The organism is Streptosporangium sp. NBC_01755 (genome assembly GCF_035917995.1).
GTDB lineage: Bacteria > Actinomycetota > Actinomycetes > Streptosporangiales > Streptosporangiaceae > Streptosporangium.
Map to the genome: position 1 here is coordinate 7867726 of NZ_CP109131.1, position 25240 is coordinate 7892965.

Genomic DNA, 25240 nt, shown 5'->3' on the forward strand with positions numbered 1-25240 from the left:
ATCTCACCCTCCGGCTCCCACAGATCCGGACGTAAGCCTCTCGACTTATCCGGCTCCTGTCATCCAGCTCGCGCCGCTGCTGATCTCCTGAGCGCATTCCGCTTCCAGTGCGCGAAGAGCCCCGGATAAGATCTCATGATCTTCTTCAGGGTCTCCCACGCCCGACGTGGAGAGCGCCGCGGGTGCTTGTACTTCCGTCGGGCCCACCGAACGAGATACTGATCGATGTGAGACAGCACATGAGCAGCCTCCGACGGGCGAAAGCGCCCGAAGTAGGCGGCCCACGGCCCGGCCTTGACGTTGATCAACTTGGCGATGTCCTTGAAGCTCAGGTCGCTGCGCAGGTGAAATCGCATCCGGCGTAGTTCCTGCCGGATCGCTTTAGCACTGCTACCGCTGATGGCCGGAGAGAAGGTCGTGAACAGCGCTCCACCCTTCTGAATGGCCATCCGCGGCTTGAAGGTGTACCCCAGGAAGTCGAACGACACGGTGTCGTGCCTGCCGTAGCGTCCAGTCTGCTTGCAGTACACAATGCGGGTCTTGTCCGGGTGCAGCTGCAACCCGCCACACTCCGCCAGTCGCCAGGCGATCGCCTCTTTCACCCTGCAGGCCTGCTGCTCGCTCACACAATGCACGATCACGTCATCGACGAACCGCTCGAACGGCACAGCCGGAAATTCTCTGGCCATCCAGGCATCGAAGACGTAATGCATGAACAGGTTGGCGATCAGCGGGGAGATCGACGCGCCCTGGGGGCTGCCCCGATCCCGCGCGGCAAGCGTTCGGTCCGGCATCGACAGCGGGGCCTTCAGCCACCGCTCGACATACAGCAGGATCCACGCCTCGGCGGTGTGGGCAGCGATCGCCTTGAGGATCAGATCGTGATCGAGATTGTCGAAGAAACCCGCGATGTCCAGATCAATCGCCCAGGGGTACCGGAAGCAGCGCTCCCGGCAGGTGGCCACCGCATCCAGCGGCGACCTGCCTGGCCGATACCCGTAGGAGTCTTGGTGAAATATCGGTTCCACCAACGGCTCCAGATAGGCGACCGCCACCGTCTGCGCGATGCGATCTGCAACGCACGGCACTCCAAGAATCCTCGATCCCGAGCCGCTCTTCTTGGGGATCTCCACCATCCGCACCGGGGCCGGGAAGTAACTCCCCGACGACATCCGGTTCCACAGTTTGTACAGGTTGTCCTTGCGGCCCTGTTCGAACTGCTCGACCGTCACGCCATCGACCCCGGCCGCCCCCTTCTTACTCCTGACCTTCTCAAACGCCGTCACGAACACCTGCTTGGAGATGTCGTACGGCTTCGAGCCTGGCTCGTTCATCCGGCTCCTCCCGAGAACTTCGGTTGACCATCAGACAAACCTGAATGACCCGTCCCCTTCGCTCCACGCCCATTACGGCGCTTCACCGCTACTACGAGACGGTCCGCCCCTGTGCCCGGCCACCGGTACTCAGCCCCTTGCAAGCTCATCGCTCCTTGGGGTTCTCCCTCTCGCCCCGACCGGCCGCCGGGGACACTTTCACGGGCGACAGGTTCCCGCGTTCCATGCCAGAGCCCAGATCAAGCTCGCGCCATCTCCATGCCGGACGCCGCCCGAGCGGTAGACAGGTATCCCCCGGGCTTGTCCCGAAGGCAAGAGCAGCCCCCGGTTTCGACGTCGTCTGTTTCTTTCGACACTTCAGCGATGGTTCGCTCGCGCTCGCCTTCTTGATCCCTACCTGACGCGGTCCCGCCGCGCCGTTTCCGCATCGCTCACCACCCCGGCTCTTAACCGACGCAGCATGCGGTGGTTTGGGGCCTCCTCCTGCAAGGCGATCCCGGAGGGCCTACCTCCATCTCCAGCACAGTTACACACAGCCACGAACGTCCGAGACCGCCGCATCGCGCAACAGTATTGGCTGGCAGCGCTTTCTGGCCCTGCTGGAGAAGAGCAACCCAACCGGCACGATTGCGGTGATCACCGACAATCTCTCCAGCCACAACAGCATCTCCACCCGTCAATGGCTCACTGAGCATCCACGGATCCAGCAGGTGTTCATCCCCAAAGGCGCCTGCTGGCTCAACCTGCAAGAAGCCTGGTGGCGCATCTTCCGCCGCCAGGCCCTGGCCGAGCAGACCTTCGCCGACCCCGACGAGATCACCTACGCCACCGCCGTGGCGACCACCAGGCGCGGCACTGCGCCTTTCGACGGTGACCGGCTTCCAGGACAGCTCCCGAACTCTGGATGCTCGTACGACGAGGACAGCTCACGTGTAGGCGTCGACGCCGAGTTTGAGCGCGACGAGCAGGCCGCAGGCGGCGGTGCCGAGGCGGAGGGCACGGCCGGGCAGGAGGCGGGCGATCACCGGGCCAAGCCGGCCACCCAGCAGGAAGCCCAGGGCGAGGGGCACCGCCGCCGCCCACTCCACCGGCCCGAAGAGGGCGAAGCCGATCGCCGCCACTCCGTTGGCCAGGGCGGAGACGACATTCTTCAGGGCGTTGATCCTGACGGGTGGCTGGTCGAGCATGGCCGAGAGCACCGCGAACATGAGGACCCCACCGGCGGCCCCGAAGTAGCCGATGTAGATCGCGACGGTGAACATGGCGGCGCGCGCCTTCCACCCGTCCTCGCCGCCGTACCCCGTCATCGTGTTCGGCAGACGGAGCAGCAGCAGCGAGGCGAACGCGATCAGCCAGGGCGCGATCACCTCGAACGTGTCGGAGGGGGTCGCCAGCAGCAACCCGGCCCCCACCGCCCCGCCGAGCAGGGTCATCGTGCCGAGTCGCAGGACCCTCGCGCCCTGTCCGACCAGTTCCGGCCGCGACCCGAACGCCGCGCCCACCCCGTTGAAGGTCAGCGCGACCGTGTTCGTCACGTTCGCGGTCACCGGCGGCAGGCCGAACGCCAGCAGCACCGGGTAGGAGATGATCGAGGCCAGGCTCACCACCGTTCCGACCACCCCGGCCAGCACCCCGGCTCCGAACAACCCCAGCACCTCAGCGACGTTCACGGAGGGACAGCCAATCACACGGCACCGCCCTGGTCCCAAACGCCATCTTCCTCCACATGATCGCTTCTACGCTGTCGGCATGGCGGAGGAGCACTTCAAGGACGGAACCCTGTTGGGCAGGGGTGACTACTCGGACGGTCAGCGAAGTGGACCGTGGACGTTCTACTTCCGGAACGGCCGACTGAAGGCTGAGGGAGCCTACCAGGCCGGACAGCTCGTCGGTGAGTGGGTCTGGCACCGCGAGGGCGGCGGCCTGCTGCAGCGGGGTGCCTTCGTGGACGGCCTGCAGCACGGCCCGTGGCGCCGCCGGCACGACAACGGCAACCTGCTGGACGAGGGCACGTACAACGCCGGCAAGAAGACCGGCGAATGGGTCACCTACGACAAGAACGGCAAGGAAACGAAGCGGACGATGCACCGCTGGAGGTGACGGTGATCGGGGGCGGTGCCGGGGGCATGGTCTGCGCCCTGCTGCCGGCCCGCAGGGGGCATCGGGTGCGCCTGTACGAGCGGCCTCCCACCTCGGCGGCAAACTCGCTCCGCTGACCTCGCCCGGCGGCGACGCCGGTTCGGCTCCGTCGCCCCGCCTCGACGAGGCTCCGCCACGCCGCTCAACGGGCGGCCTCCGCGGTGAACCGGTCCGCCAACCGGGTGACGACCCCGCCCTCGGCGAGATCGTGCGCCACCGCGCAGGCACGCGCGATCGTCACCGCTCGCGAGGAACCGTGCACGACGACGACAGTGCCGATCAGGCCGAGCAGCGCCGCCCCGCCATGGGCCTCCGGGGCGTAGCGGCGGGCCACCGCCCGCAACTCCTCGGCCCCGGCGGCACCGGAACGCGCCACCAGCGTCAGCGCGGCCCTTACCGAACCCTCGACGTTCTTGAGCACCACGTTCCCGGTGAAACCGTCGGTGACGATCACGTCGACGGTCCCCGCGAGCACATCGTGTCCCTCCACGTTGCCGCAGAAGCGCAACGGCAGCCCGTCGAGCAGCTCACCGGCCCTGCGGGTCAGCCGGTTGCCCTTGCCGGGTTCCGAGCCGATCGACAACAAGCCCACCGACGGGTCGGCGACACCGAGCAGGAGCTGGGCGTAGGAGGCGCCGAGCAGCGCGAACTGGGCGATCATCTCCGGGGTGGGGTCGGAGGTCGCCCCGGCGTCGATCAGCACGGTCGCGCCGCCGGTGGCCGAGGGCAGCGCGATGGCCAGGGCGGGCCGCAGGACGCCCAGGGCGCGCCCGATGCTGTGGATGGCGCACGAGACGACCGCGCCGGTGGAACCGGCCGACACGAACGCCGAAGCCTCTTTCCGCCGTACGAGGTCGCAACCGACCATCAAACTGGTCATGGTGGAGAAGACCGCTCCCGCGCCCCGCTCGGTCATCGGGACGACGTCCTCGGCATGCACCACGTCGATCTCGTCGGCGGCGCCGTGGCGGGCGAGCTCGGCGCGGACCGCGCCGGAGCGGCCCACGAGCACCACGGGGATTCCGAACTCGCGCCGGGCCGCGACCGCCCCGGCGACCGTCTCGCCTGGTCCGTGGTCTCCGCCCATCGCGTCGACGGCCACCGGCTCCGACATCACACCCTCCCGACGACGGCATTGGACGACCTCGTACCGGCCCCACCCGGCCGGTTCACGGCACCTCGGCGATCAGCAGGCGTTCGGCGCGGCCGGCCGCGATCGTGACGTCCCGCCCCGCGGCGGCAAGGCCGCCGAGACCCGCGCCGATCACCACGACATGGCGCACGCGCTCCTCCTCGTCGCCAGGTCCGCAGGGTCTGCGCGTACGCGTTCGGATGTGTCTGTCCGGCGGCGGGCGCACGGCCCATGATCAATGGCGTCGGACGACCCATCCCCGGACCGGGCTGCGGATAAATCAACTCATCGCGCAAGAAGGCGTAAAGACAGCGTCGGCTCCCCGGCCCCTCCGGGCCGGGGAGCCGACGCATGGTGAACGAGCCGCGACTCCGGTGAAGTGCCGCCGCTGTCCGGCTCGGCGGGAGCGAGGACGGGGATCAGATGTCGAGCAGCCGCATCGCCTGCTCGCGCATCTCGATCTTGCGGATCTTGCCCGTCACCGTCATGGGGAACCCGTCGACCAGGTGGACGTAGCGGGGGATCTTGTAGTGGGCCAGCCGCCCGGCGCAGAAGTCCCTGACCGCCTCGGCCGTCAGCGGGACGGCCCCCGGCCGCATGACGATCCAGGCCATCAGCTCCTCACCGTACTTCGGGTCGGGCACACCGATCACCTGGACGTCGTCGATGTCCGGGTGGCCGTGCAGGAACTCCTCCAGCTCGCGGGGGTAGACGTTCTCACCGCCCCTGATCACCATGTCCTTGATGCGTCCGACGACGTTGACGTAGCCGTCGTCGTCCATGGTGGCCAGGTCGCCGGTGTGCATCCAGCGGGCGGCGTCGATCGCCTCGGCGGTCCTGACGGGCTCGTCCCAGTAGCCGAGCATCACCGAGTAGCGGCTTCGCGGTGCGGCCCGTCCGGACACCACCGCAACGGGTCGCACCCGCTCGTCAGCCGGGCGGGCCGATCCGCTCCTGCCTGCCCGGCAGCGAGGTCACGTACGAGATGAGCGCGCGGAGCGGGCCGGAAAGGTCGCCCTCGCCGGCGCGCACCGTGTGCGCCTGGCCGCCGTCCTCGACGGTCAGCTCGTAGTCGAAGCGGTCGGGCTGCCCGCCGGAGGCACCGGAGCGCTCCGGCGCATCGGACAGCCCGGCCCGCTCCACCCTGGAGCGCAACTCGGCGACCTGCTGCGACGCCAGCGACGCCGAGTCGACCGTGGTGACCGTGACCAGACCGGCGATGCCGCCACCCCGGACGATCGACACCTTCATTGGTAGTCAGGGGCGCGGTGCCCGAAGGCCCGGTTCCCCATCCCCCTTTCAATTCCGTACGTGCGGTTTTCCCGCATACGGCTTACCGATGATCTTCTTGACATGGTTACGCTGCCTTCGGATAGCGGACGGTCCCGCGTAGGCGGAGCAGGCCGTGCCCTTCAAACCACTCACGAGTCCATGCCTGGTGTTGACCCGCCCGCAGATTGCGACCCCGCTTCTTGATCATCAAGCGGCACAGCATCCACACCACGTAGTCATCCACCTGGCCGAACTTTCTGGCGGCGTTCCCGGTGCGAAAGTAGTTACCCCAGCCGCGCAGGACCGGATTGAGATCCGCGATGATCACCCGGATATCCGTTCCCGACCGGCGGCGGCCCGTCCGTACCCGGACCTTCTCGCGCAAGCGGCTCATCGCCTGCGCCGAGGGCCAGCGATGCAGGTAGTAGCGGACCATGCCGTACTTCTCCCACATCCGGCCCGAAAAACGAGCCCGGAAATGACAGCCCAGGAAGTCAAAGCCTTCCCGGCCTTCCCTGAGGTCAACAACCTTCGACTTGCCGTGATGCAGCCTCAACCCCAGCGAAGTGAGGACCTCCTCCACCACCACGAGCGCGGCGTGGGACTGGGCAGCCGACCGGCAGCAGACAACACCGTCATCCGCGTACCGCACCAGCACCCCCACCCCTCGCCTACTCAGCTCGATATCGAGAAGGTGCAGGTAGATATTGGACAACAGAGGCGAAATCACTCCACCCTGAGGCGTGCCCGCGACCGACCGCGTGACTTCCCCATCCGCCATCACCCCCGCCTGAAGCCACAAGCGGATCAACTTGAGAACCCGGCGATCCGACACCCGCCGCCCCACCTCGGCAAGCAACCGACCATGGTCGATCTCCCCGAAGAAGTTGGCGATGTCAAACTCGGCGACATGAGTGTGGCCTTCGATGAACCGTTTACGGATCATCTCCTTGGCCTGCAACGCCGACCGTTTCGGCCGAAACCCGTAGGAGACCTCCAAGAAGTCCGCCTCGAAAATGGGCTCCAGCACGAGCTTGGCCGCCGCCTGCGCCACCCGGTCACGAATCGTCGGAATCCCCAAGGGCCGCTTGCCACCTGAGGATTTAGCAATGTCCACTCGCCTGGCCGGCGCGGGACGGTACACACCTGCCCGGAGATCGTCTTGGAGTCCGGCAAGCATCCGCCCGACCCCGTACTCCTCCACATGCGCCAGGGTGATCCGATCCACCCCAGCCGCTCCCCGGTTACTCCGGACTCGCTCCCACGCCTCCCACAGGACGTCACCCCGGTGGATACGGTCATACAGGGCGTGGAAGCGCCGCTCCTCAGACTGCTTGGCCGCAGCCCATAGCCCGCGTTGAAGTTTTCGCACTTTGACGATGGACGCTCGCCCATCGGGGTGGTTGGACCGGGTCACCCCGGCCATGCCCTCGCGCTTACCCTCGCCACGGACGTGATCAAAGTGGGGGCCCTTCCCTCCCGGCGCGTTATGTTGCACGCCGATCAGCGGTACTACGGCCCCCTCGGACTCCCGCTGCCCTCCGGACGACTTCACCATCGGCTTATACGCCCGGTCTCGTGCCCGACGAAAGGCGTGGTCAGACGGGTCTCTCCTGTTCCGGCCCAGACCATGCACACGTGCCATCCTCCATACCCCGGGAGAACCTGGCAGACCGACCCTGGAACAAGGCCCACCGGACATGGCCTTCGCCGTGACATGAGCGGCTCGGCTTCTCCATTGTGAATCTGACGAGGCTGCAAGGTTCGCTTTACGCTACGGCCCGCGTGCTTGCTCCCTCCAAAGAGGCTCTTGACGCCCCGCTCAGCCCGCCATGTCTCCACAACGAACCGGGGCCTGCTACCGGGCGCTCCAGTGCTTACCCGGACGGGACTTCCACCCGCAGGCCTGGACCAGCTTCCAGGACGCAACATGGGCACGATCCTAAACCGGCCCCGTCTGGAGAACCCCGACCTGTTGCCAGGCGGCGCGTACCTTGCGCTGCTCGTCGCCGTCGGCGCCGAACAGCTTTCCGGCCACCTCCACCGTCGCCTCCGCGGCCTGCCGGAAGTTGGAGCGCGGCCGGAGCCGCTCGGTGAGGGTGACGTACCAGATCCGGCCGGCGCGCTCCCAGGCGTTGCCGCCGATGGCGGTGGCGGCGAGGTAGAAGGCGTGGTTGGGGATGCCGGAGTTGAGGTGGACGCCTCCGTGGTCGTTGGAGGGGTTGCCGTCGTCGGGCAGGTCCAGGTAGTCGCGCATGTGCGCGGGCTGACGGTCGCGGCCGCCCGTGGGGGTCGACCAGGCGGTCCCCGGCGCCTTCAGCGACCGCAGGGCCGTCCCACGCAGGGCGCTGCCCAGGATGCCCTCGCCGATCAGCCAGTCGGCCTGCTCCGCGCTCTGCCCGAGGCCGTACTGCTTGACGAGGGATCCGAAGACGTCGGAGAACGACTCGTTGAGCGCCCCGGACTGCTTGCTGTAGACCAGGTGCGCGGTGAACTGGGTGATGCCGTGGGTCAGCTCGTGGGCGACGATGTCCACGGCCTTGGTGAGGGACCCCTTGGTGAAGATCTGCCCGCTGCCGTCACCGTAGATCATCTGGAAGCCGATCCAGGCGGCGTTGTCGTAGTCGTTCCCGTAGTGGACCGAGGAGACGATCTCCAACCCCCGCCCGTCGATGCTGTCGCGCCCGAAGACGGTCCGGTAGAAGTCGTAGGTGGCCCCCGCCCCGTCGTACGCCTCGTCGACCGCCGCGTCACCGAACGGCGGATCGCCCTCCCCCCGCCTCTTCTTCCCGGGAAGGTCGAAGTCGCCGCCGTTCTCCGCGTCGTAGACGGTACGGACCATGCCGGGGGCGGGCGCCACGTCGGCGATGGTGAGGGTGAGCCGGCTCAGCGCGCCGGTGACCGACGCGCGCTGAGCCCGGGAGGTCTCCGATGCGGTCAGGGTCCGGAGCGCGGCCTCCCGCTCCTCGGGGGTGCCCTGCTCGGCGACCGCCTCAAGCAGGTCGGGGGGCGCGATGCAGCACGCGGGCATGCTGTCGAAGGTAGTCATACGCCAAGAATCATCGCCATCCACGGCAAACGCATGAGTATCGCCGTACTCGGATGGCACCGGCCGGAGACAACTGCGTGGCGGACCGGGGTGTGCCTCCGGGGAGCGATCGTGAGAAGGTTCTCTTGCTTGGTGATCACGGGGGCGGGACCGTGCCCGGGGAAGCGGGCGGGACGGAGGCGATGATGCTTGGGGACGAGAAGGTACCGGGGGCACTTCCGGTGCCGGCGCGCGACGGGCGGCCCGCGGCGGCCGCCTCATCGGGGACGGGCCACGCATGACGTCACTGCTGGCCATCAGCGACCTGCACATCGGCTACCAGGAGAACCGGCGCATCCTCGAGGAGTTGCGGCCCACCTCCGCCTCCGACTGGCTGCTGGTCGCCGGGGACGTCTCAGAGAAGGTCTCCGACGTCGAGTGGGCCCTGGGGCTGCTCGCCGGCCGGTTCGAGAAGGTGGTCTGGGCGCCTGGCAACCACGAGCTGTGGACCCATCCCAGCGACCCGGTCCAGTTGCGCGGCGAGGAGCGCTACCGGCACCTGGTCGAGGTGTGCCGGAACCTGGGGGTGGCCACGCCCGAGGACCCGTACCCGACCTGGACCGGGCCCGGTGGCCCGGTCACCGTCGCCCCGCTGTTCGTGCTGTACGACTACACCTTCCGGATGCCCGGCGTGGCGACGAAGGAGGAGGCGCTGGCCCGCGCGTACGACAAGGGCGTGGTCTGCACCGACGAGATGCTGCTCCACCCCGACCCGTACCCGACCAGGGACGCGTGGTGCGAGGCCAGGATCGCCGAGACCGAGCGACGCCTCGAGGCCAGGCCGTCCGGCGTTCCGACGGTGCTGGTCAACCACTATCCGCTGGTGCGCGAGCCCACCCTGATTCTGCATCACCCGGAGTTCGCGATCTGGTGTGGCACCGAGCGGACCGCCGACTGGCACCTGCGCTTCGACGCCGCCACGGTCGTCTACGGTCACCTGCACATCCCCCGGACCACCTGGCACGACGGGGTCCGCTTCGAGGAGGTCTCGTTGGGCTATCCGCGCGAATGGCGTCGCCGCTCCACCGCGCCCGGCCGGCTGCGGCGCATCCTGCCCAGCCCGCAGCCCGTCGCATGATCGAGAAGATCCTGCCGCCGTGGGTGGCGAGCGCGGAGTCCTTCGACGACCCGCCGGGCGTGACGCTGTTCCCCGAGGAGGAGGCGGTCATCGCCCGCGCGGTGGACAAGCGGCGGCGCGAGTTCACCACCGCGCGCCACTGCGCCCGCCAGGCCCTGGCCCGCATCGGGCTGCCGCCGACGCCGATCCTGCCCGGCGAGCGCGGCGCCCCGGGATGGCCCGGCGGGGTGGTGGGCGCCATCACGCACTGCGTCGGGTATCGTGCCGCGGCCGTCTCCCGTGACGCGCTGACCGTCGGTATCGACGCCGAGCCGCACGAGCCGCTCCCCGAAGGCGTCCTGGACGCGGTCTCCCTGGACGAGGAGCGGGCGGCGATCGCGCGGCTCGACCGCGGCGTGCACTGGGACCGGCTGCTGTTCAGCGCCAAGGAGAGCGTCTACAAGGCGTGGTTCCCACTGGCCAGGCGCTGGCTCGGCTTCGAGGAGGCCCATCTCGTCTTCGACCCGTCCGGTACGTTCACCGCCCGCCTTCTCGTCCCGGGCCCCCTGGTGGCGGGCCGGGAACTGACCGGCTTCACCGGCCGCTGGCTGGTGGCCGACGGCCTGGCGGTGACCTCCATCGCCGTACCGGACCGGCCCGCCCCCTGACCATGCCGATCGCAAGCTTTCGGCCGCGGCCCAGGCCTGATCCTGCCATTCCACGAACAGCGATCGGGCGTCCTCGTCGAGGAACATCCAGGTGGGGAATCCGGCCAACGCCGAGATCGGTGCAGGCTTGGAAAGCCCACGATCTCAGTCGGTGCTGCCCAGATAGGCGAACAAGTTCTCCTCGATCAGGAGGAGGGCCTGGGGAGACAGTTGCCCGAGGTAGTCGCCGAGTTCCTCCTTGAGGAAGGGCTGTGCGCATATCGTCCTCGCCCAGCATTTGCTCGGTAGGTTGCCGGTCCCCTGGGCAAGTTTGACGCAGTATTCGGTCCTGAGCGTGGTCGATGTCGACGTGGGGACGACGTGGACCAGAGACCAGGTGGCCTGCTCGTTCTTCGCATCGCCGCTGAGAATGATCACCGGCCGTTTGAGGTGGTAGTTGCGCTGATCGTTGGGGGGCATCGTGAGCGACCGGTCGGAGACGAGGTAGACGCCACCCTTGCGGATGGATCCCTTCATTGGTCATCCAGCATCTTCACGTTGACTCGCCGGAGACCGGCTCTCATCTCCAGGAACTCCGCCCTGAGGGCGTCATCCACTCCGGGAGAGTCCTCCACCGGAGGCCGTGCCGCACGCCGCGATCGGAACCGCTCAAGACGCGTCCTCACCTGCTGACGGCGCCGTGCCCGGTTGAGATCGAGCAGCACCCCCCGATCTCCCGCCACCTGGGCCTCGATCACGGGCGCGGTCTCGGCGGACAGCTCTTCCAGGCCGGTCACACCTCTACCGCCGTGGAGGCGCACCACGCTCCGGACGCACTCCATGTCTGCCGCGTTCAACGGATCCTCGATGTCGACTGTCACGGTGAGCACGTACGAATCGCGATCGGCGTGCGGCGCCTCTCTCCGCTCCACCAGTTCGCTCTCCACCACCCACTCCTCGGCCCGCATCAGCGCGTGATCGTAGGGACCGGAGTCGTCCCATCGCCAGGTGGCCCCGCTGAACTGCGTCCGCCCCGACTCGATGGCATCCAGGTCGGCGAGATAGAGGAGCATCGCCAGCGTCTCCGGAGTGAGCTCGACGTCCAGATCACGAGCCACCTTCAGCATCGCAAGAACCGAACTGGCCAGGGGGTTGGGCGACTCAAGAGACCTGCTCATCACCGCGCCTCCCATGATCTGTCCCAGTGCCACGCTACTCCTATCAGTCATTTTCGGCCCTTACCGGCATTCACTCGCCACCGAGATGAGTCAATGGCAGTACGTGAGGCCATCATTACACTCGGCTACGGCAATGTCAGTGGATCATGGGAAAGGCCAGTCGGCGGTGCGGCCGGATTCCAGAAGGGGATCATCCGGAAGACCGCGTCGGTCAGGCCACCGAAGGCGTGGCGGTTCTGCTCGCCCAAGGGGGTGGCGCCGTGCTGGTAGCTACCGAAGTTCCACATGTACAGCGGTATGTCTCGCAGGACCAGGTCGTCGATCCGCCGCTCCGGTCCGCCTCCGTGGCCGATACCGTTGGGGGGCTGCCGGCCGGGGCCCTAGCGCAAACCCTACTTGGGTCCGTGTCCGGAAAGATCGGGGCACCCCAGGACAGGTGCCCCGGATCTGCCCGGACGTCGACCCCGACAGCAGCGGCGGACGCGGCCTCTGGCTGGTCCAGGAACTGTCCACCGCCTGGGGGTGGTACGAAACCCCGACCAGCCGGGTGGTGTGGTTCCGGCTCTCCGAGACCTGACCTGCGCGAAGGTCACACCTCCCGGTTCATGGTGACCCGCAACCAACCCAGGCAGGCCACCACGACGTCCCAAATGCTCTCGGCGACGAGCGAGACACCTGGAAGAACGACCAGAAATCCCCTCCCCTCGCCCGGCACCCACTTGCTCCAGCAGCCGCCGGAGCGCCTTGATCCCCACCGAAGTCTGTTCCCCGTGCACCGGACTCCGCTCCAGCCAGGAACCGTCCCGGCGAGCATCCCTCCACTCAGGTGGAGGCGCCGGGCCGATCCGTTGGACATTATGAAACCAGCAGGAAATCGATCAGCCCCTGGAGGACTTCATGGCACGTCTCGTACGGCAGGGCGTCATGATTTGTGTGGTGGTTTTATTGGCGATTTCCGGTTGCGCCGAAAAAGAGCCCACCGCCGCCGAGGCCGGTGAGACCCTGAAGCTCCATATCACCGGGCTGATGAAGAGAAGCCAGGCGTTGGACGTCAAGATCACTGATCCCGGGGAGAGGGACATTCCCTGCGGTGAGGGCCGGGCCAAACGGACCTTCGCAGCCACTGGCCAGGACACCGAACCGCACTCTGACGCGGACGGGCTCAACGGGCTCATGGTAGGCGCGCTCTCCGCCGTCGCCTCTTACGAGATCACCGAAGACCCGGGCAACGCTCCCATCAAGCTGGCCAGCAAGACGGCCAAGACAGCGCTCATCCTGGAATCGACGGCCGACGGACAATTCAGGGTTCGCGGCGAGACCGAGTGTCTCCCAACCTCGTAATCCGGTCATTCAATAACGTCAGCCAGGCTGCCGGGAACCGCTCCCTTTGCCAGGGTCGAGGCTCTCCGACAACGCGCTGAGCCAGGCCCTAATTGTCAAATACCAAGGCTCGTTGTCTGCCTCGTCCGTTGCCGCCTTCGAACCAGTTCGCCATACGGCTGGACAGGTTCCCGACCGAAAATCTGTCGCGGCCACCCATCCCGTTGGCGTCGGCCCACTTCTCGAAGGCCACCAGGCCCTTGTCACCCTGCTTGAGCAAGTCGGGGAACGGCCTGAGGTTGCCCTCGTCGTCGGCGATGGCGACGCCCGGCGGGCAGGTCGCCTGATATTCGGCGGGCGTCACCTTCGGCGCGAAGCCGTTGGCGATGAGCGTCTGTGCGAGAGCATGCTGACGGCCGAGCGTCGCGTTCCCGTCGGCCTTGTCGAGCTTGTCCACCCGCTTCTGGTCCTCCGACAGGAAGGCGTCCTTACCGGAGAAGCCCGTGCCCAGTGCCAGCCAGGTCAGTTGACCGGCCATGCCCGGCACACCGAGACCGGTCACCCCCAGCGTCGCGCCGATGGCGAAGCTGTTGAGCTTCTGGGCCTGCGCGTCGGCCACGTCCATGGTGCCCCGGACCTTCTCGGCTGCGGCCATCTCAAAGCCCCGGACGTTGCCCAGGGCATCAAGCGCCTGTTCCAGGGAATCGGTATCCCGGCCCTGCTTGGTCGTCGCCAGGGTGTCGGCGATCAGTCGCTGGGAGAACCGTCCCATCCCCTCCTCGAACGGGGCGAGGTTCTCATCCGTGTCGGCGAAGACCTTCATGAACGCGTAGGTGTCCCCCGGGCTCAGGGTGAACGCCGATTTCAGGCCCAGCGCCGAGGTCGTCGGTTTCAGTGCGCTGGAATCGGTCATGTTGGCGTCGCCGATGTTGGCGCCCTCGGTGATCTCGGTGGTGTACGCGCCGGCGATCTCCGCCATGTGCACCCGGGCCGCCTCCCCGATCCTGACCTCGTCCAGCGTCGTCATCACCGCGAAGGCGAACGCGGCGGCCTCCTTGCTGTGCCTGCCGTCCTGCTCGTCGTAGGCTCCGGAGGCGGCGGCGAGCATGCGGCCGAAGGCGTCCGCCTTCTGGGCTCCGCCCGCGTACCTGCCCCCGGCATGCTCGTTGAGTTTCTTCAGGAACTCCTTCAGCTTCGACTGGTCCTTCGTGTATGCCCCCGTCACTTTCTCGACGGCCAGCCGGGCGGCGGCCGGATTGTTTCCCAGGGCGTAGAGGAGTCCTGGGGTGATCTTGCGGGGGTCCGCCAGCCCGCCCCAGGCCGACGCCACCCCCGCCAGCCACTCGGTGGGGAACTCCCCCGTGGTCAGCAGGAGATCGGCGGCGCCCCGGTCGGACGGGTTCGCACTCTGGACCGCAGTCTTGATCTTGGCGAACCCCGGGACCCGCGCCCCTCCCATGACCGCGCTGCCGAAGGCCTGGCTCAACGTACGGAGCATCGGCTCGTCGGGGTCAGGCGGGCTGGCGACCCCCCGGAAGGGCTCCGTGTGCACACTCTCCCGCAGCAGCACGGGGAGGTTCAGGGCCACCTCCGTACCGAGAGCGGCGAAGAAGGCAGCGGTGAAGTCGGCGTCGTTCTTGTTGGCGTCCAGCTCCGCGAGGACCTTGACGTACTTTTCGACGTTGGCGTGGTGGGACCAGAATCCGACGGGACCGATGGCCAGTAGACGTTCACCCAGCGTCGTGCCCTGCTTGCGTGACTCCTCCGCGGTCCTGGAACGGCTCTCGTCGTAGGCGATCGGTCCTGCGCCGGGCAGCCACAGCGCGAACCTGTCGCTCTCCCGGATCGTCGAGTGGCGCTGTCGCAGCCCCGGCAGCTCGTCGTCGATCCAGCCCTCGATCTGCTTGATCGGCTGCAGACCGGATGCCGACACCTCCGCCGCCACGAGCAACTGGCGGATCCGCTCGGACTGCTCGCCGATCACGTCACGGCCCCGTTCCAGGGCGGGGATGAAACTCTGCATCAGACCCGGGTCGATGCCGGCGAAGTCCGGCGACAGCGGCCCTGTTCCCGGTGACGTCGGTTCCATGATCTCCCTGATCGCATTCCCGATCATTCCACCATAAATACCGAACAAGGATATCAAGCAGTTAATTATCAAACTCGCTCGATATCAACGGATAATTTCCCCCAACTAACGAGGTGGACCGGCCCTCCCAGGATCCGACACGGAAGCCAGGCATAGTGGACTTGGAGCGGCCGTCGGCCATCATGACGAGCACCTCGCGCTCCCTGGAGGTGAGGGTGTCGAGGGCGTCGGCGCGCCTGCCGGTCGCCGTCATCCGGGTGACCACCTCCGGGTCCAGCACGGTCTCGCCCGCCGCGATCCGCAGGAGCGCGGCCAAGAAGTCGCCGACGTCGGCGACGTCCGGCCGGTGCTCGTCCACCGCGGCGCGCAGCGCGACACCGTCGCCCACGGCCGCGGCGACGTCGTGTCCCCGCGTGGTGAGCAACGTGGAGGACGGCATCGTGGCGGACGGCGAACTGCAGGCGGCGCAGAAAGATGTTGACGGCGGGGTGCTCTATCCCAGCAGGCCATCGGCCAGCGGGCCGAGTGAGAGGGCGGGCAGGAAGTTGAGCAGCGCCAGGATCAACGCGGCTCCCGTGGCCAGTACCACGAAGTTGATCCCGCTGGTGCGCAGGGTACCCGCGGTGATCGCGACGGGTTGCCGGTGCACCAGCCGCCCCGCCAGGGCCAAGACGAACGCGATGGGCAGGTACCTGCCGAGGGCCATCGCGGCCGTCATGGTCAGGTTGTAGAACATCGTGTTGCCGTTGAGCCCCGCCATGGCGCTGCCGTTGCTGGTGACGTTGCTGGTGTAGGCGTACAGCACCTCGGTGAGCCCGTGCGCGCCCACGTTGCCCATCGACGACCGCCCCTCGGGCAGGGCGACGGCCAGGGCGGTGAAACCCAGAATCAGCGTCGGGGCGACCAGGGAGTAGAGCACCACGTATCGCATCTCGACGTAGCCGATGCGCTTGCCCATGAACTCGGGCGTGCGGCCGACCATGAGACCGCCCAGGAACACGGCTATCAGCACCGCCATGATCAGCCCATACAGGCCGCTGCCCGTGCCGCCGGGGGCGATCTCGCCCAGCATCATGGCCGCCAGCAGCACGCCACCGCCCAGGCTGGAGAAGCTGTCGTAGGAGGCGTTGAGCGCTCCGTCGGCGCTGGCGGTGGCCGCGACGCCGAACAGCGTGCTGCCCGGGACGCCGATACGGGTCTCCGTGCCCTCGAACTGGCCACCGACCGCCTGCGCCACCGTCCCGGTCTGCGCGCCCTGGGCGAGGGTGCCCGCGGTCAGCAGCAGGCCGAACAGGATGCCGACCACGACGAGCAGGGTCCAGCCAAGTTTGAGGTCGCCCGACATGCGGCCGAACAGCCGGATGAAGGCGGTCGGGACCAGCAGCATGAGCAGGATCTCGATCGCATTGGTCATGGCCGATGGGTTCTCGAAGGGGTGGGCGCTACTGGCGTTGAAGAAGCCGCCGCCGTCACCGGATATCAGCTTGATCGACTCCCACGAGCCGACGGGCCCGCCCAGCAGGGTCTGCGTGCCGCCGGCGATGGTCCGCACGGTCTCGGCTCCTGCCAGGTTCTGCTGGACGCCCAGGCCGATCAGTGCCAGGCCGAAGACGACCGCCAGGGGCAGCAGGACGCGGAAGACGCTGCGGATCAGGTCCACCCAGAAGTTGCCGAGGCCGGTGCCGCCGCGCCGTACCAGGGCGCGGATCAGCGCGAGACCGACGCACATGCCGACAGCGGCCGAGGCGAAGGCCTGCACGCCGAGTCCCGCCATCACCGCGAGGTGGGTGTGGCCGATCGGAGACTCGCCCGCGTAGTTCTGCCAGCTGGTGTTGGTGGTGAAGCTGACCGCTGTGTGCAGGGCCAGCTCCCACGGCATGCCCTCGTGGCCGCCCGACCACGGCAGCGAGCCCTGAAAGGTCAGCAGTGCGAACAGGAACACGACGCTGAGCGCGGAGAACGCCAGCAGCGCGAGCAGATAGTGGCGCCGGTCCTGCTCGGCGTCGGGGTCGACGCCGCAGATCCGGTAGAGCGCGCGCTCGATCCTGAGGTGACGGCCGCCGTCAAGCGCCTTGGCCATGTAGTCGCCGAGCGGGACGTGGACGACCAGGAGGATCGTCAGGATGAACAGTGCCTGCAGCATGATCATGTCTTCCCGTCGAGGGCGAGATTCAGGGTCAGCACGTTCACGGCGGGCTCCCCGAGGAAGCCCAGCGCCCTACCGGCCGTGTGCTCCTCGATGAGCACCCTGACCTGGCCCAGGCTCAACCCGCGCGCCTTCGCGACCCGCGCTGCCTGCAGTTCGGCGTAGGCGGGCGAGATGTGCGGGTCAAGGCCGCTGCCGCCGGCGGTGACGGCGTCGGCGGGTACGGCGGGCGTCCCCGCGGAACCGCGCACCGGCACGATCAGGGCGCGGCTGTAGTCCTCACCCTTGGCGGCGCACTCCACGGCGACGCCCGCGTGGCTCTGCACGAAGGGCCTGGCGGGGCAGGGCTGGTTCAGGCTGACCGCGCGGGTGACACGACCGCTCAGCCCACTGTCGCGGAAGACCCCGAGCGTGGCGCCCACGCCGTCCTGGGTGCAGTACGGCCTGGCCCCGCTGACCCCCTCCAACTCGCCCACGGCCTTGCTCCTGTCGCAGACCTGGGTGAGCAGGCTGGGACGGTCCGGCGTGTCGACGACGTCTTCCGCGCCGCGGTTGCTCGCTCCCGTCGACGTCGGGTCGTAGCCATCGCCCGCGGCGGACGGGCGACTCTGGAAGTACGTCCTGATCGGGTTTCCTTCCTTGTCGGTGAAGGACTGCCCGATGAGCCTGCTGCCGTGGTCGCCCACTCTGGAGCCGTTGGACTGGTCGGCGAACAGCGCCTGGGCGACGCCGGTCATGGCCAAGGGGTAGAGCAGGCCCACGGTGACGGTGAGCATCAGGACCACCCGGAGGGCGGCCAGCACGCATTTCATGATCAAATTCCTGGGATGAACCGGACGAGGTAGCCGAGTACGGCGATCGATATGAACAAGCCGACAGAGTTCTCAATAGTCACGAATTTTCTCTTCCATCTGTCTGGCACATGGAAGTCCTGTCGCCATCGGCCGACAACCACCCTTGATGAGTTCGCTACGCCGAGCTCCAGAATCGATGCATCAACTTGACGCGCCACCGCATTCCGGGAAGCGCATGGCGAATCACTACGACATCCCTCCATTTCGATGACGAATCCTGACGCGATATTGATGCTGATCGATCCACCTGAGGTCCGGCGTCAATCACGCGTCAGGTTTTCGGCGGTCGCCGTTCAGATCCCGTATCAAACCCACCAGCCCGAATGTCCGCGCCATAGCGTCCCTGTCTGTACGAGCTCCCCAGGAGGAATCACATGTCAGAAGTGCAGCTACTCGTCCCGGTCCGACAGGGCCGGTTCAGCGCCTCGCTCCGGCTGTTCCGCACCGCCGCGGGCAAGAAGACCGCAGTCGCCTTCACCTCCCCTCTGCTCCTGGCCAAGGTGCTCGGCTCCGACCAGCAGTGGGTACGGCTCAGCGAGCCCGCCCTGAGCGGCATGCTCAGAGACCTGGACGTCATCGGCGTCGTCGTCGACCCCGCGGAAACGATGACCCGCCCGGCCGCAGGAGCCGCCTGATGTGCGCGCTCGAACAGGACCTGGCGCTGCGGCGCGGCGAGCGGGTCACACGACGCCGGCCTTGTGCGCGAAGACGGCCATCTGCAGGCGGTCGCGGAGGTTGAGCTTGCACAGCAGGTTGGAGACGTGGAACTTGACGGTCGCCTGGCTCACGTACAGCCTGCTCGCGATCTCGGTGTTGTTCAGCCCGTCGGCGACCAGGACCAGCACCTCGTGCTCGCGCTCGGTGAGCGACTTGACGGCCTCGGGCGGGCGGTAGGGCAGCCCGTTCTCGAACCGCCGCAGGAAACTGCTGGCGACCTGCGGCGCGAAGAACGCCTCCCCCCGCGCGATGGCCCTGATCGCCCCCACCAGTTCGTCCTGGTCACTGGAGCGCAGCAGGAAGCCGCGGGCTCCGGCGCGTACCGCGTCGAACATGGCCTCCGGCTGCTCGGTCAGGATGACGCTCCGCACCGGACCGGCCAGGGAGTCGGCGCGGAGCCGCTCGGTGACCTGGATGCCGTCGAGGCCGGTGAGCCGCTCGTCGACGAGTGCCACGTCGGGCCGCAGGCCGCGGGCCTTGGAGACCGCCTCGAATCCGTCACCGGCGTCCCCCACGACGCGCAGCCCCGGTTCGGCGGCGAGGATCGAGCACAGCGCCGTACGGAGCAGCCTCTCCGAGTAGCAGATCAGGACCCGGATGTCGGTGTTCGCGCTGTTCACTCCCGCTCACCTCAGGCGTGCGAGGACGAGGTGCCGGGACGGGACGAGCCCCGCGAGCGGTTCCCTGCCGGTGACGACGACGGCGGTGAAGCCGAGCGTCAGCAGTGACGGCAGGCGGTCGGCGTCCCGCGCGCCGTCGGCGTCGTCGACCAGCAGCAGGCACCGCCCGCCCGAGGCAGGGGACGTCATGCGGCCGATGCGCGCCAGCCGCACGGCGGTGCGCAGCTCGCCGGGGCCGCGCCGGTCCCGGCCGAGGTCCAGGAAGAGCACGTCCAGTGCCATCCGCTGGCGCAGCACGTGGGCGCACTGGACGGCGAGGGTGGTCTTGCCGACTCCGGCCGGGCCCGTGACGGTCACCAGCGCGGGTTCCCCGCCACCGGAGGCGACCGACACCGTGTCCTCGACCTCCCGCAGCAGCGGGAGCCGGCTCAGCGCGACGGTGCCGCTCACCGAGGGCAGGCCCCACTCCGGGGGCGGCGCCACGGCGGGAGCACCGAGCGAGCGGGGCGGCGCCGCCTCGAAGGTCACCCGGTCCTCACCGGTCAGTTCAAGGGCGGCGGCCAGGCGGCGCACCGAGGTGCGGTGCGGGTAGCGGGTGCGGCCCCGCTCAAGGTCACGCAGTGTGCGCACGCTCAGGCGGGCGCGTTCCGCCAGCTCCTCCTGGGTCAGCCGCGCCTTGTCGCGATGGGTGCGCAGCAGCTGAGCGAATCCCAGGCTGTCGGACAACAGTGCAGACCTCACGTGAATCCTCCCGGTGACGATCAGATGCCGTCAACGTAGGAAGCGCCGGTAATCATCGGCTATCGTCTCGATATCGCCGGTCATTCCTCCTGGTCACCCCCCCATGCGCGCTGGCAGCGTGAGATGCATGCTTCCGACAGGACGGATACGACGGGGCCCGGCGCCGCTACTGGACGACGCGGTCCTGACCCAGCGGTTCGACTGGGAGACGCGCACCCTGCTGCGGCACTACCGCTGGATCGAGCTGACCCACACCGGCGAGTACGCCCGCATGGGGCTGCTCGACCGGGACGCGGCCGAGCGGATCCGCCGGGCGGTGCTGGACCTGACGCCCGAGCAGGTCCGCGCCGAGCGCGCGGCGGCCATGTCGGATCCGCTGTTCGCCCTGGAGAGATGCGTCCAGGCACACGTACCCGAGAGCGCGCACGCCTGGCACGTCGACCGCAGCCGCAACGACGTCCAGGCGTGCGCCCAGCTCATGCTCGGCAGGGAACGGCTGCTGGAGACCGCGGCCGCGGTGAGCCGGCTGGCCCGCGCCACGCTGGAGACCGCGGCCGGGCACACCGAATCGATCATGCCGGGCTACACCCAGCACCAGACCGCGCAGACCATGACCTTCGGCTTCTACCTGGCCGCGCTCGCCGAGGCGGTGACCGGTGCCGCCGAGTCGCTGCACGCGCTGTTCGACGCGGTCAACCTCTGCCCGCTGGGCGCCGGGGCGATGGCCGGTCTGGAGCTGCCCTGGGACCGGGGGCGGATCGCGGTCGCGCTGGGTTTCGACGGCCCGCAGCCGCACGCGCTGACCTCGGTCGCCTCCCGCTCCTGGGTGCTGCGCACGGCCGGGGAGCTGTCGGTGCTCGGCACCACGCTGAGCCGCTTCCTGACCGACCTGATCTGGTGGAGCGGGTCGAGCTGCCGCTTCATCGACCTGCCGGACGAGCTCGCCGGGATCTCCTCGGCGATGCCGCACAAGCGCAACTTCCCGATCCTGGAACGGATCCGCGGGATGAGCGGCCACCTGGTCGGGCTCTCGTACGACCTCATGATCGGTCAGCGCAACACCGGCTACACCAACCTCGTGGAGGTCTCCAAGGAGAGCACCCGCTTCCTGGAGGACCTCTTCACGACCTGCCACACGATGCTGGCGCTGTTCGAACGGGTGGTCACGGACGTGCGGTTCCACCCGGAGCGGGCCCGCCGGGTGGTGCGGGACGAGCTGATGGCCGCCTCGACCGTCGCCAACCACCTCACCCTGGAGCACGGCGTGCCGGCCAGGGACGCGCAGGTGCTCGTCGGCGCGTGGATCTCGGCCGCCCTGGAGCGGCTCGGCCCCGCGGACAACCTCACCCCCGGCCTGCTCTCGGCGCCGGACCTGGTCGCCGCGGGCGAACGGCTCGGCTTCACCCTGGCCCTCACGGAGGAGGAGGTGCGCGAGCTGCTGGACGCGGAGGCGGGCGTGTGGCGCAAGCAGACCGCCGGCTCGACCCATCCCGAACAGGTTCATCTCCTCCTGGAGCAGGTCGGCGACCGGCTGGCCGCCGTCGACCAGGGAGCCGCCGAGCGGTCCCGATGGCTGCGAGACGCCTGGGAGCACACCACCGGCACGAAGGCGGGCGAGCTGACATGACCATCCAGATGCCGACCCGGGAGAGCGACGGCCGCAGCGGAGGGGTCGGCCGGGGGCGTGCCCCAGGCACCTTCGGCGAACTTCTGCAGGGGATCCTGGGATCCGGTACGGACTTCCTGGTGACCTTCCCCGTCGACCTGTACGTGGAGGCCGTGTTCGAACCCGATCCCCAGCTGGACCAGGTGGTCGTCTCACCGCCGCACAAGAACAAGGCACGGCGCCTCGCCACCGGGATCATGTCCCACTACGGGGTGCACACCGGCGGCTGGCTGATGCTCAACAGCGCGCTTCCCGAGGGCAAGGGCATGGCCAGCTCCACCGCCGACCTGGTCGCCACCGCGCGCGCGGTGGACTCGGCCTTCCGCCTCAAGCTCCCCAACCGGCTGCTGAAACAGATGATGGCCGAGATCGAGCCGTCCGACGGGGTCATGCATCCGGGGATCACCGCGTTCTTCCACCGGCAGGTGCGGCTGCACCGGCGGATGGGCACGCTCCCCCAGCTGACCATCGCCGGGATCGACGACGGGGAGAGCGTCGACACCGTCGCCTTCAACCGGTCGAGGAAGCCGATCCCCGCCCACTGGGCGGTGCGCTACGGCGAGCTGCTCGACCAGCTCACCCACGCGGTACGCGACCACGACCTGGCCGCTGTGGGCCAGGTCGCCACCGCCAGTGCGCGGCTGTTCCAGACCTTCAACCCCAAACCCCACCTGGCGGCGGTGGAGGAGATCTGCCACGACGTCGGCGGACTCGGCACGGTCGTCGGTCACAGCGGTACGTGCCTGGGCATCCTGCTGGCCAGGCACGACCCCGAGCACGGTCCCCGGCTGGCCCGCGCCCTCACGGAGCTGGAGCGGCTGGGGCGGCCCCTCATCGTCTGTAGGAGCACGAGCCGGACATGACACTCAGAACCGACGCCATCGACGCCATCGGCCGGACTCCGCTGATGCGGCTGCGCGCGACCGGCGGGGCGACCGTCCACGCGAAGCTGGAGCTGGCCAACCCGTACGGAATGAAGGACCGCGTCGCCAGGCAGGCGATCCTGACCGCCAGGGCCGAGGGGGTACTGGCCGACGGCGGCCTGATCGTGGAGAGCTCCTCGGGCACCCTGGCCATGGGGGTCGCGCTGGTCGGCACGTATCTCGGCCACGAGGTGCACATCGTCACCGACCCCCGGATCGACCCGATCACCATGGCCAAGCTGGAAGCGCTGGGCGCCACCCTGGACATCGTGCCCGCCATGACCGGCAACGGCTGGCAGAGCGCCAGGCTGGAGCGGCTGCGGGCCGTACTGGCCGCCAACCCCGGCGCGTTCTGGCCCAGGCAGTACGACAACCCGGCCAACCCCGCCGCCTACGACCGCCTCGCCGAGGAGGTGACCTCGGAGATCGGCCGGGTCGACGTGCTGGTGGGCGCGGTGGGCAGCGGCGGCTCGCTGTGCGGGACGGCGCGGGCGCTGCGCCGGACCAACCCCGCGCTGCGGGTGGTCGCCGTGGACGCCGTCGGCAGCGCCATCTTCGGCCAGCCCGACGTGCCGAAGCGGCTGCAGAGCGGCCTGGGCAACAGCCTGGTTCCGGCCAACGTCGACTTCTCGGTCATCGACGAGGTCCACTGGCTGTCGGATCGGGAGGCCTTCGCCGCCACCCTGGAGCTCGCCTCGCACGAGAAGGTCTTCGCGGGCAACAGCTCCGGCTCCGCCTACCAGGTGGCGCGCTGGCTCGGCTCGCGGCTCGACCCGGACGTGTCAGTGGTGGTGATCTTCCCCGACCGGGGCGACCGGTACGTCAACACCATCTACAGCGCCGGGTACCGGGCGGCGCACGGCCTGACCGACCTGCGCCCGCCGCTCGCCCCCGAACCGATCCAGCTCACCGACACCGCCGTGACCTGGTCCTACGCGACGCTCGGCCGGTCCTTGGAGTACGCATGAACCCCGTCCTCGTCTTCGTCGAGTCCAACACCACCGGCTCCGGGATGCTGGCCTTCGCCAAGGCCGCCGCGCTGGGGTTCACCCCGGTGCTGGCCACCGCCGACCCGGCCCGCTACACCGGGCCGGCGGCCACCGGGGTGCGGGTCGTCACCTGCGACACGGACTCCCCCGCCACCCTGGCGACAGAACTGCGCCGCGCCCTGGGCGAGATCGCCGGGGTCACCACGACCAGTGAGTTCTACACCGTCGCGGTCGCCCGGCTGGCCGCCGACCTCGGGCTGCCCGGCAACCCACCGGAGGCCGTCGCCGCCTGCCGGGACAAGGGACGGACCCGCCGGATCCTGGCCGCCGCCCGGCTGCCCTCCCCCGCCTTCGAACTGGTCGGCCCCCGCGACGACATCGACACCCGGGTCGTGATCGCGCTGTCGCGGATCGCGCTGCCCTGCGTCGTCAAGCCCGTCGACGACACCGGCTCGCTGAGCGTGGTGCTCTGTCACACGCCCGGGGAGGTGGCGGCCCACTGCCGCCGGATCACCTCGGCCGCCGTCAACGTGCGGGGCCAGGCCACCGCGAGGACCGCGCTGATCGAGGGCTACCTGGCAGGCCCCGAGTACAGCGTCGAGACGGTCGGCTCCGGCGGATCGCACCGGTGTGTCGGCGTCACCGCCAAGCGGGTGACGGCGCCGCCGTACTTCGTGGAGCGCGGGCACGTCTTCCCCGCGCCGCTTCCGGCGAACGAGACCCGGATCCTCGCCGAAACCGCGTTCCGCGCGCTGGCCGCCGTCGGCGTCACCCACGGTGCCACCCACATCGAGATGAAGCTCATCGACGGCCACGCGTACGTCGTGGAGATCAACGCCCGTCCCGCGGGAGGCATGATCCCCGAGGTCATCGCGAGGGCGGGTGGCTTCGACCTGCTCGACGCCCACCTACGGGCCGCGGTCGACCTGGACCAGCTGCCGCTGCCCGAGCGGTTCGCCCCGGCGGGGATCGCCTTCCTGCTGCCCCCGGACCACGCCTCGACCGGGCGGGGGAAGGCCGTCCTGCGGGAGGTGGCCGGGATGCGGGAGGCCGGCGCCGTGCCGGGCGTCGACACGGTGGCCGTCACCGCGCCGCAGGGTTCCGAGGTGCGGCCGGCCCGCAGCAGCTACGACCGGCTGGGCTATGTGATCGCGCACGCGTCCGGCCATCGCGAGCTGGACGAGACGCTGAACACCGCGCTCGGCCACCTGCGGCCCGTGCTGCTCCACGAGTTTCCGCCGATCGAGATCCCCCGCCAGGAGTACCGGACCTCGTTCTCCTGAGTCTCCGCCCCGCGGCTGCCACCGGCTTTCCCCTGCCGTCCCCGA

General features: G+C 68.8%; 25 protein-coding genes and 2 pseudogenes. 12 read left to right on the forward strand and 15 right to left on the reverse strand.

Translation table 11 applies throughout. The annotated features are described in order from the left end of the window. Window positions 1-59 precede the first annotated feature (59 nt). Window positions 60-1334 (reverse strand): group II intron reverse transcriptase/maturase, encoded by a 1275-nt coding sequence (gene ltrA, locus OG884_RS36075; protein WP_326640388.1) that lies wholly within the window; start codon window positions 1332-1334, stop codon window positions 60-62. A gap of 470 nt (window positions 1335-1804) precedes the next feature. Between ltrA (OG884_RS36075) and OG884_RS36080 the strand changes: the two are divergent. Next, a pseudogene (locus OG884_RS36080) lies at window positions 1805-2140 on the forward strand (transposase); the annotation flags it as partial. A 120-nt stretch (window positions 2141-2260) separates the two neighbouring features. Here the strand turns inward: OG884_RS36080 and OG884_RS36085 are convergent. Beyond that, complete coding sequence (locus tag OG884_RS36085; RefSeq protein WP_326640389.1) at window positions 2261-3004, reverse strand: sulfite exporter TauE/SafE family protein; 744 nt, start codon at window positions 3002-3004, stop codon at window positions 2261-2263. A gap of 79 nt (window positions 3005-3083) precedes the next feature. Here OG884_RS36085 and OG884_RS36090 point away from each other — a divergent pair, with 79 nt between their 5' ends. Further along, window positions 3084-3434 (forward strand): toxin-antitoxin system YwqK family antitoxin, encoded by a 351-nt coding sequence (locus OG884_RS36090; RefSeq protein ID WP_326640391.1) that lies wholly within the window; start codon window positions 3084-3086, stop codon window positions 3432-3434. Next, window positions 3431-3550 (forward strand): NAD(P)-binding protein, encoded by a 120-nt coding sequence (locus OG884_RS36095; protein ID WP_326640393.1) that lies wholly within the window; start codon window positions 3431-3433, stop codon window positions 3548-3550. The genes OG884_RS36090 and OG884_RS36095 overlap by 4 nt, the downstream gene beginning before the upstream one ends. Window positions 3551-3615: 65 nt before the next feature. On the opposite strand, the gene plsX is transcribed toward OG884_RS36095, so the two are convergent. The 5 genes and pseudogenes from plsX to OG884_RS36120 form a co-directional block, all read right to left on the reverse strand. After that, the gene (gene plsX / locus OG884_RS36100; RefSeq protein WP_326640395.1) at window positions 3616-4587 is read right to left on the reverse strand and encodes a phosphate acyltransferase PlsX; all 972 of its coding nucleotides are present in this window, start codon (window positions 4585-4587) and stop codon (window positions 3616-3618) included. Between the two features lie 437 nt (window positions 4588-5024). Beyond that, window positions 5025-5480 (reverse strand): annotated as a pseudogene (locus OG884_RS36105) (AMP-binding enzyme); the annotation flags it as partial. A gap of 55 nt (window positions 5481-5535) precedes the next feature. Continuing rightward, window positions 5536-5856 carry a protealysin inhibitor emfourin gene (locus OG884_RS36110; protein ID WP_326640397.1) on the reverse strand — a complete coding sequence of 107 codons (321 nt, stop codon included), beginning with the start codon at window positions 5854-5856 and terminating at the stop codon, window positions 5536-5538. A 106-nt stretch (window positions 5857-5962) separates the two neighbouring features. Beyond that, window positions 5963-7183, reverse strand: coding sequence for a group II intron reverse transcriptase/maturase (ltrA, locus tag OG884_RS36115; protein WP_326647101.1), 1221 nt, complete (start codon window positions 7181-7183; stop codon window positions 5963-5965). Window positions 7184-7819: 636 nt separating this feature from the next. Then, entirely contained in the window at window positions 7820-8926 is a 1107-nt protein-coding gene (locus OG884_RS36120) for a M4 family metallopeptidase (RefSeq protein WP_326640399.1), read from the reverse strand. A 277-nt stretch (window positions 8927-9203) separates the two neighbouring features. On the opposite strand from OG884_RS36120, the gene OG884_RS36125 reads away from it, so the two are divergent. Next, complete coding sequence (locus OG884_RS36125) at window positions 9204-10043, forward strand: metallophosphoesterase family protein (protein ID WP_326640400.1); 840 nt, start codon at window positions 9204-9206, stop codon at window positions 10041-10043. After that, on the forward strand, window positions 10040-10690 hold the full coding sequence (locus tag OG884_RS36130; RefSeq protein ID WP_326640401.1) for a 4'-phosphopantetheinyl transferase family protein: 651 nt from the start codon (window positions 10040-10042) through the stop codon (window positions 10688-10690). Before OG884_RS36125 ends, OG884_RS36130 begins: the two co-directional genes overlap by 4 nt. A 144-nt stretch (window positions 10691-10834) precedes the next feature. Here OG884_RS36130 and OG884_RS36135 read toward each other — a convergent pair whose 3' ends face one another. Continuing rightward, window positions 10835-11206, reverse strand: a complete 372-nt coding sequence (locus tag OG884_RS36135) for a type II toxin-antitoxin system PemK/MazF family toxin (RefSeq protein WP_326640403.1) — start codon at window positions 11204-11206, stop codon at window positions 10835-10837. Then, window positions 11203-11880 (reverse strand): hypothetical protein, encoded by a 678-nt coding sequence (locus OG884_RS36140; RefSeq protein WP_326640405.1) that lies wholly within the window; start codon window positions 11878-11880, stop codon window positions 11203-11205. Before OG884_RS36140 ends, OG884_RS36135 begins: the two co-directional genes overlap by 4 nt. Before the next feature lie 403 nt (window positions 11881-12283). On the opposite strand from OG884_RS36140, the gene OG884_RS36145 reads away from it, so the two are divergent. Continuing rightward, window positions 12284-12424 carry a hypothetical protein gene (locus OG884_RS36145; protein WP_326640407.1) on the forward strand — a complete coding sequence of 47 codons (141 nt, stop codon included), beginning with the start codon at window positions 12284-12286 and terminating at the stop codon, window positions 12422-12424. A 320-nt stretch (window positions 12425-12744) separates the two neighbouring features. Further along, the gene (locus tag OG884_RS36150) at window positions 12745-13188 is read left to right on the forward strand and encodes a hypothetical protein (protein ID WP_326640409.1); all 444 of its coding nucleotides are present in this window, start codon (window positions 12745-12747) and stop codon (window positions 13186-13188) included. Between the two features lie 88 nt (window positions 13189-13276). Here OG884_RS36150 and OG884_RS36155 read toward each other — a convergent pair whose 3' ends face one another. The 4 genes from OG884_RS36155 to OG884_RS36170 form a co-directional block, all read right to left on the reverse strand. Further along, entirely contained in the window at window positions 13277-15256 is a 1980-nt protein-coding gene (locus OG884_RS36155; RefSeq protein WP_326640411.1) for a DUF6571 family protein, read from the reverse strand. Window positions 15257-15317: 61 nt separating this feature from the next. Next, on the reverse strand, window positions 15318-15695 hold the full coding sequence (locus OG884_RS36160) for a hypothetical protein (protein ID WP_326640413.1): 378 nt from the start codon (window positions 15693-15695) through the stop codon (window positions 15318-15320). A 54-nt stretch (window positions 15696-15749) separates the two neighbouring features. Beyond that, window positions 15750-17399, reverse strand: a complete 1650-nt coding sequence (kdpA, locus tag OG884_RS36165; protein ID WP_326640415.1) for a potassium-transporting ATPase subunit KdpA — start codon at window positions 17397-17399, stop codon at window positions 15750-15752. A gap of 2 nt (window positions 17400-17401) precedes the next feature. After that, window positions 17402-18214 (reverse strand): potassium-transporting ATPase subunit C, encoded by an 813-nt coding sequence (locus OG884_RS36170; protein WP_326640417.1) that lies wholly within the window; start codon window positions 18212-18214, stop codon window positions 17402-17404. A gap of 416 nt (window positions 18215-18630) precedes the next feature. On the opposite strand from OG884_RS36170, the gene OG884_RS36175 reads away from it, so the two are divergent. Continuing rightward, entirely contained in the window at window positions 18631-18891 is a 261-nt protein-coding gene (locus OG884_RS36175) for an SAV_915 family protein (RefSeq protein ID WP_326640419.1), read from the forward strand. A gap of 45 nt (window positions 18892-18936) precedes the next feature. Here the strand turns inward: OG884_RS36175 and OG884_RS36180 are convergent, their stop codons facing one another. After that, the gene (locus OG884_RS36180; protein ID WP_326640421.1) at window positions 18937-19593 is read right to left on the reverse strand and encodes a response regulator transcription factor; all 657 of its coding nucleotides are present in this window, start codon (window positions 19591-19593) and stop codon (window positions 18937-18939) included. A 6-nt stretch (window positions 19594-19599) separates the two neighbouring features. Further along, window positions 19600-20334 (reverse strand): helix-turn-helix domain-containing protein, encoded by a 735-nt coding sequence (locus OG884_RS36185; RefSeq protein ID WP_326640423.1) that lies wholly within the window; start codon window positions 20332-20334, stop codon window positions 19600-19602. A 127-nt stretch (window positions 20335-20461) separates the two neighbouring features. Here OG884_RS36185 and OG884_RS36190 point away from each other — a divergent pair, with 127 nt between their 5' ends. Genes OG884_RS36190 through OG884_RS36205 form a run of 4 tightly spaced genes read left to right on the forward strand, consistent with a single transcriptional unit; the run spans window position 20462 to window position 25195 of the window. Continuing rightward, a complete protein-coding gene (locus OG884_RS36190; RefSeq protein WP_326640425.1) occupies window positions 20462-21961 on the forward strand; it encodes an argininosuccinate lyase in 1500 nt (499 codons plus the stop codon). Then, window positions 21958-22863 carry a GHMP family kinase ATP-binding protein gene (locus OG884_RS36195; RefSeq protein ID WP_326640427.1) on the forward strand — a complete coding sequence of 302 codons (906 nt, stop codon included), beginning with the start codon at window positions 21958-21960 and terminating at the stop codon, window positions 22861-22863. The genes OG884_RS36190 and OG884_RS36195 overlap by 4 nt, the downstream gene beginning before the upstream one ends. Further along, window positions 22860-23891 carry a PLP-dependent cysteine synthase family protein gene (locus tag OG884_RS36200; protein WP_326640430.1) on the forward strand — a complete coding sequence of 344 codons (1032 nt, stop codon included), beginning with the start codon at window positions 22860-22862 and terminating at the stop codon, window positions 23889-23891. Before OG884_RS36195 ends, OG884_RS36200 begins: the two co-directional genes overlap by 4 nt. Beyond that, window positions 23888-25195: an ATP-grasp domain-containing protein gene (locus tag OG884_RS36205; RefSeq protein WP_326640431.1), complete on the forward strand. Its 1308-nt coding sequence runs from the start codon at window positions 23888-23890 to the stop codon at window positions 25193-25195. The genes OG884_RS36200 and OG884_RS36205 overlap by 4 nt, the downstream gene beginning before the upstream one ends. Window positions 25196-25240 lie beyond the last annotated feature (45 nt).

Bases quoted from the DNA above. Each gene is read 5' to 3' on its own strand.
- ltrA (WP_326640388.1), bottom strand. From the start codon at position 1,334: ATGAACGAGCCAGGCTCGAAGCCGTACGACATCTCCAAGCAGGTGTTC.
- OG884_RS36200 (WP_326640430.1), top strand. From the start codon at position 22,860: ATGACACTCAGAACCGACGCCATCGACGCCATCGGCCGGACTCCGCTG.
- OG884_RS36125 (WP_326640400.1), top strand. From the start codon at position 9,204: ATGACGTCACTGCTGGCCATCAGCGACCTGCACATCGGCTACCAGGAG.
- OG884_RS36205 (WP_326640431.1), top strand. From the start codon at position 23,888: ATGAACCCCGTCCTCGTCTTCGTCGAGTCCAACACCACCGGCTCCGGG.
- OG884_RS36120 (WP_326640399.1), bottom strand. From the start codon at position 8,926: ATGACTACCTTCGACAGCATGCCCGCGTGCTGCATCGCGCCCCCCGAC.
- OG884_RS36155 (WP_326640411.1), bottom strand. From the start codon at position 15,256: ATGGAACCGACGTCACCGGGAACAGGGCCGCTGTCGCCGGACTTCGCC.
- OG884_RS36160 (WP_326640413.1), bottom strand. From the start codon at position 15,695: ATGCCGTCCTCCACGTTGCTCACCACGCGGGGACACGACGTCGCCGCG.
- OG884_RS36130 (WP_326640401.1), top strand. From the start codon at position 10,040: ATGATCGAGAAGATCCTGCCGCCGTGGGTGGCGAGCGCGGAGTCCTTC.
- plsX (WP_326640395.1), bottom strand. From the start codon at position 4,587: ATGTCGGAGCCGGTGGCCGTCGACGCGATGGGCGGAGACCACGGACCA.
- kdpA (WP_326640415.1), bottom strand. From the start codon at position 17,399: ATGCTGCAGGCACTGTTCATCCTGACGATCCTCCTGGTCGTCCACGTC.
- OG884_RS36195 (WP_326640427.1), top strand. From the start codon at position 21,958: ATGACCATCCAGATGCCGACCCGGGAGAGCGACGGCCGCAGCGGAGGG.
- OG884_RS36150 (WP_326640409.1), top strand. From the start codon at position 12,745: ATGGCACGTCTCGTACGGCAGGGCGTCATGATTTGTGTGGTGGTTTTA.
- OG884_RS36190 (WP_326640425.1), top strand. From the start codon at position 20,462: ATGCTTCCGACAGGACGGATACGACGGGGCCCGGCGCCGCTACTGGAC.
- OG884_RS36110 (WP_326640397.1), bottom strand. From the start codon at position 5,856: ATGAAGGTGTCGATCGTCCGGGGTGGCGGCATCGCCGGTCTGGTCACG.
- OG884_RS36170 (WP_326640417.1), bottom strand. From the start codon at position 18,214: ATGAAATGCGTGCTGGCCGCCCTCCGGGTGGTCCTGATGCTCACCGTC.
- OG884_RS36090 (WP_326640391.1), top strand. From the start codon at position 3,084: ATGGCGGAGGAGCACTTCAAGGACGGAACCCTGTTGGGCAGGGGTGAC.
- OG884_RS36175 (WP_326640419.1), top strand. From the start codon at position 18,631: ATGTCAGAAGTGCAGCTACTCGTCCCGGTCCGACAGGGCCGGTTCAGC.
- OG884_RS36135 (WP_326640403.1), bottom strand. From the start codon at position 11,206: ATGAAGGGATCCATCCGCAAGGGTGGCGTCTACCTCGTCTCCGACCGG.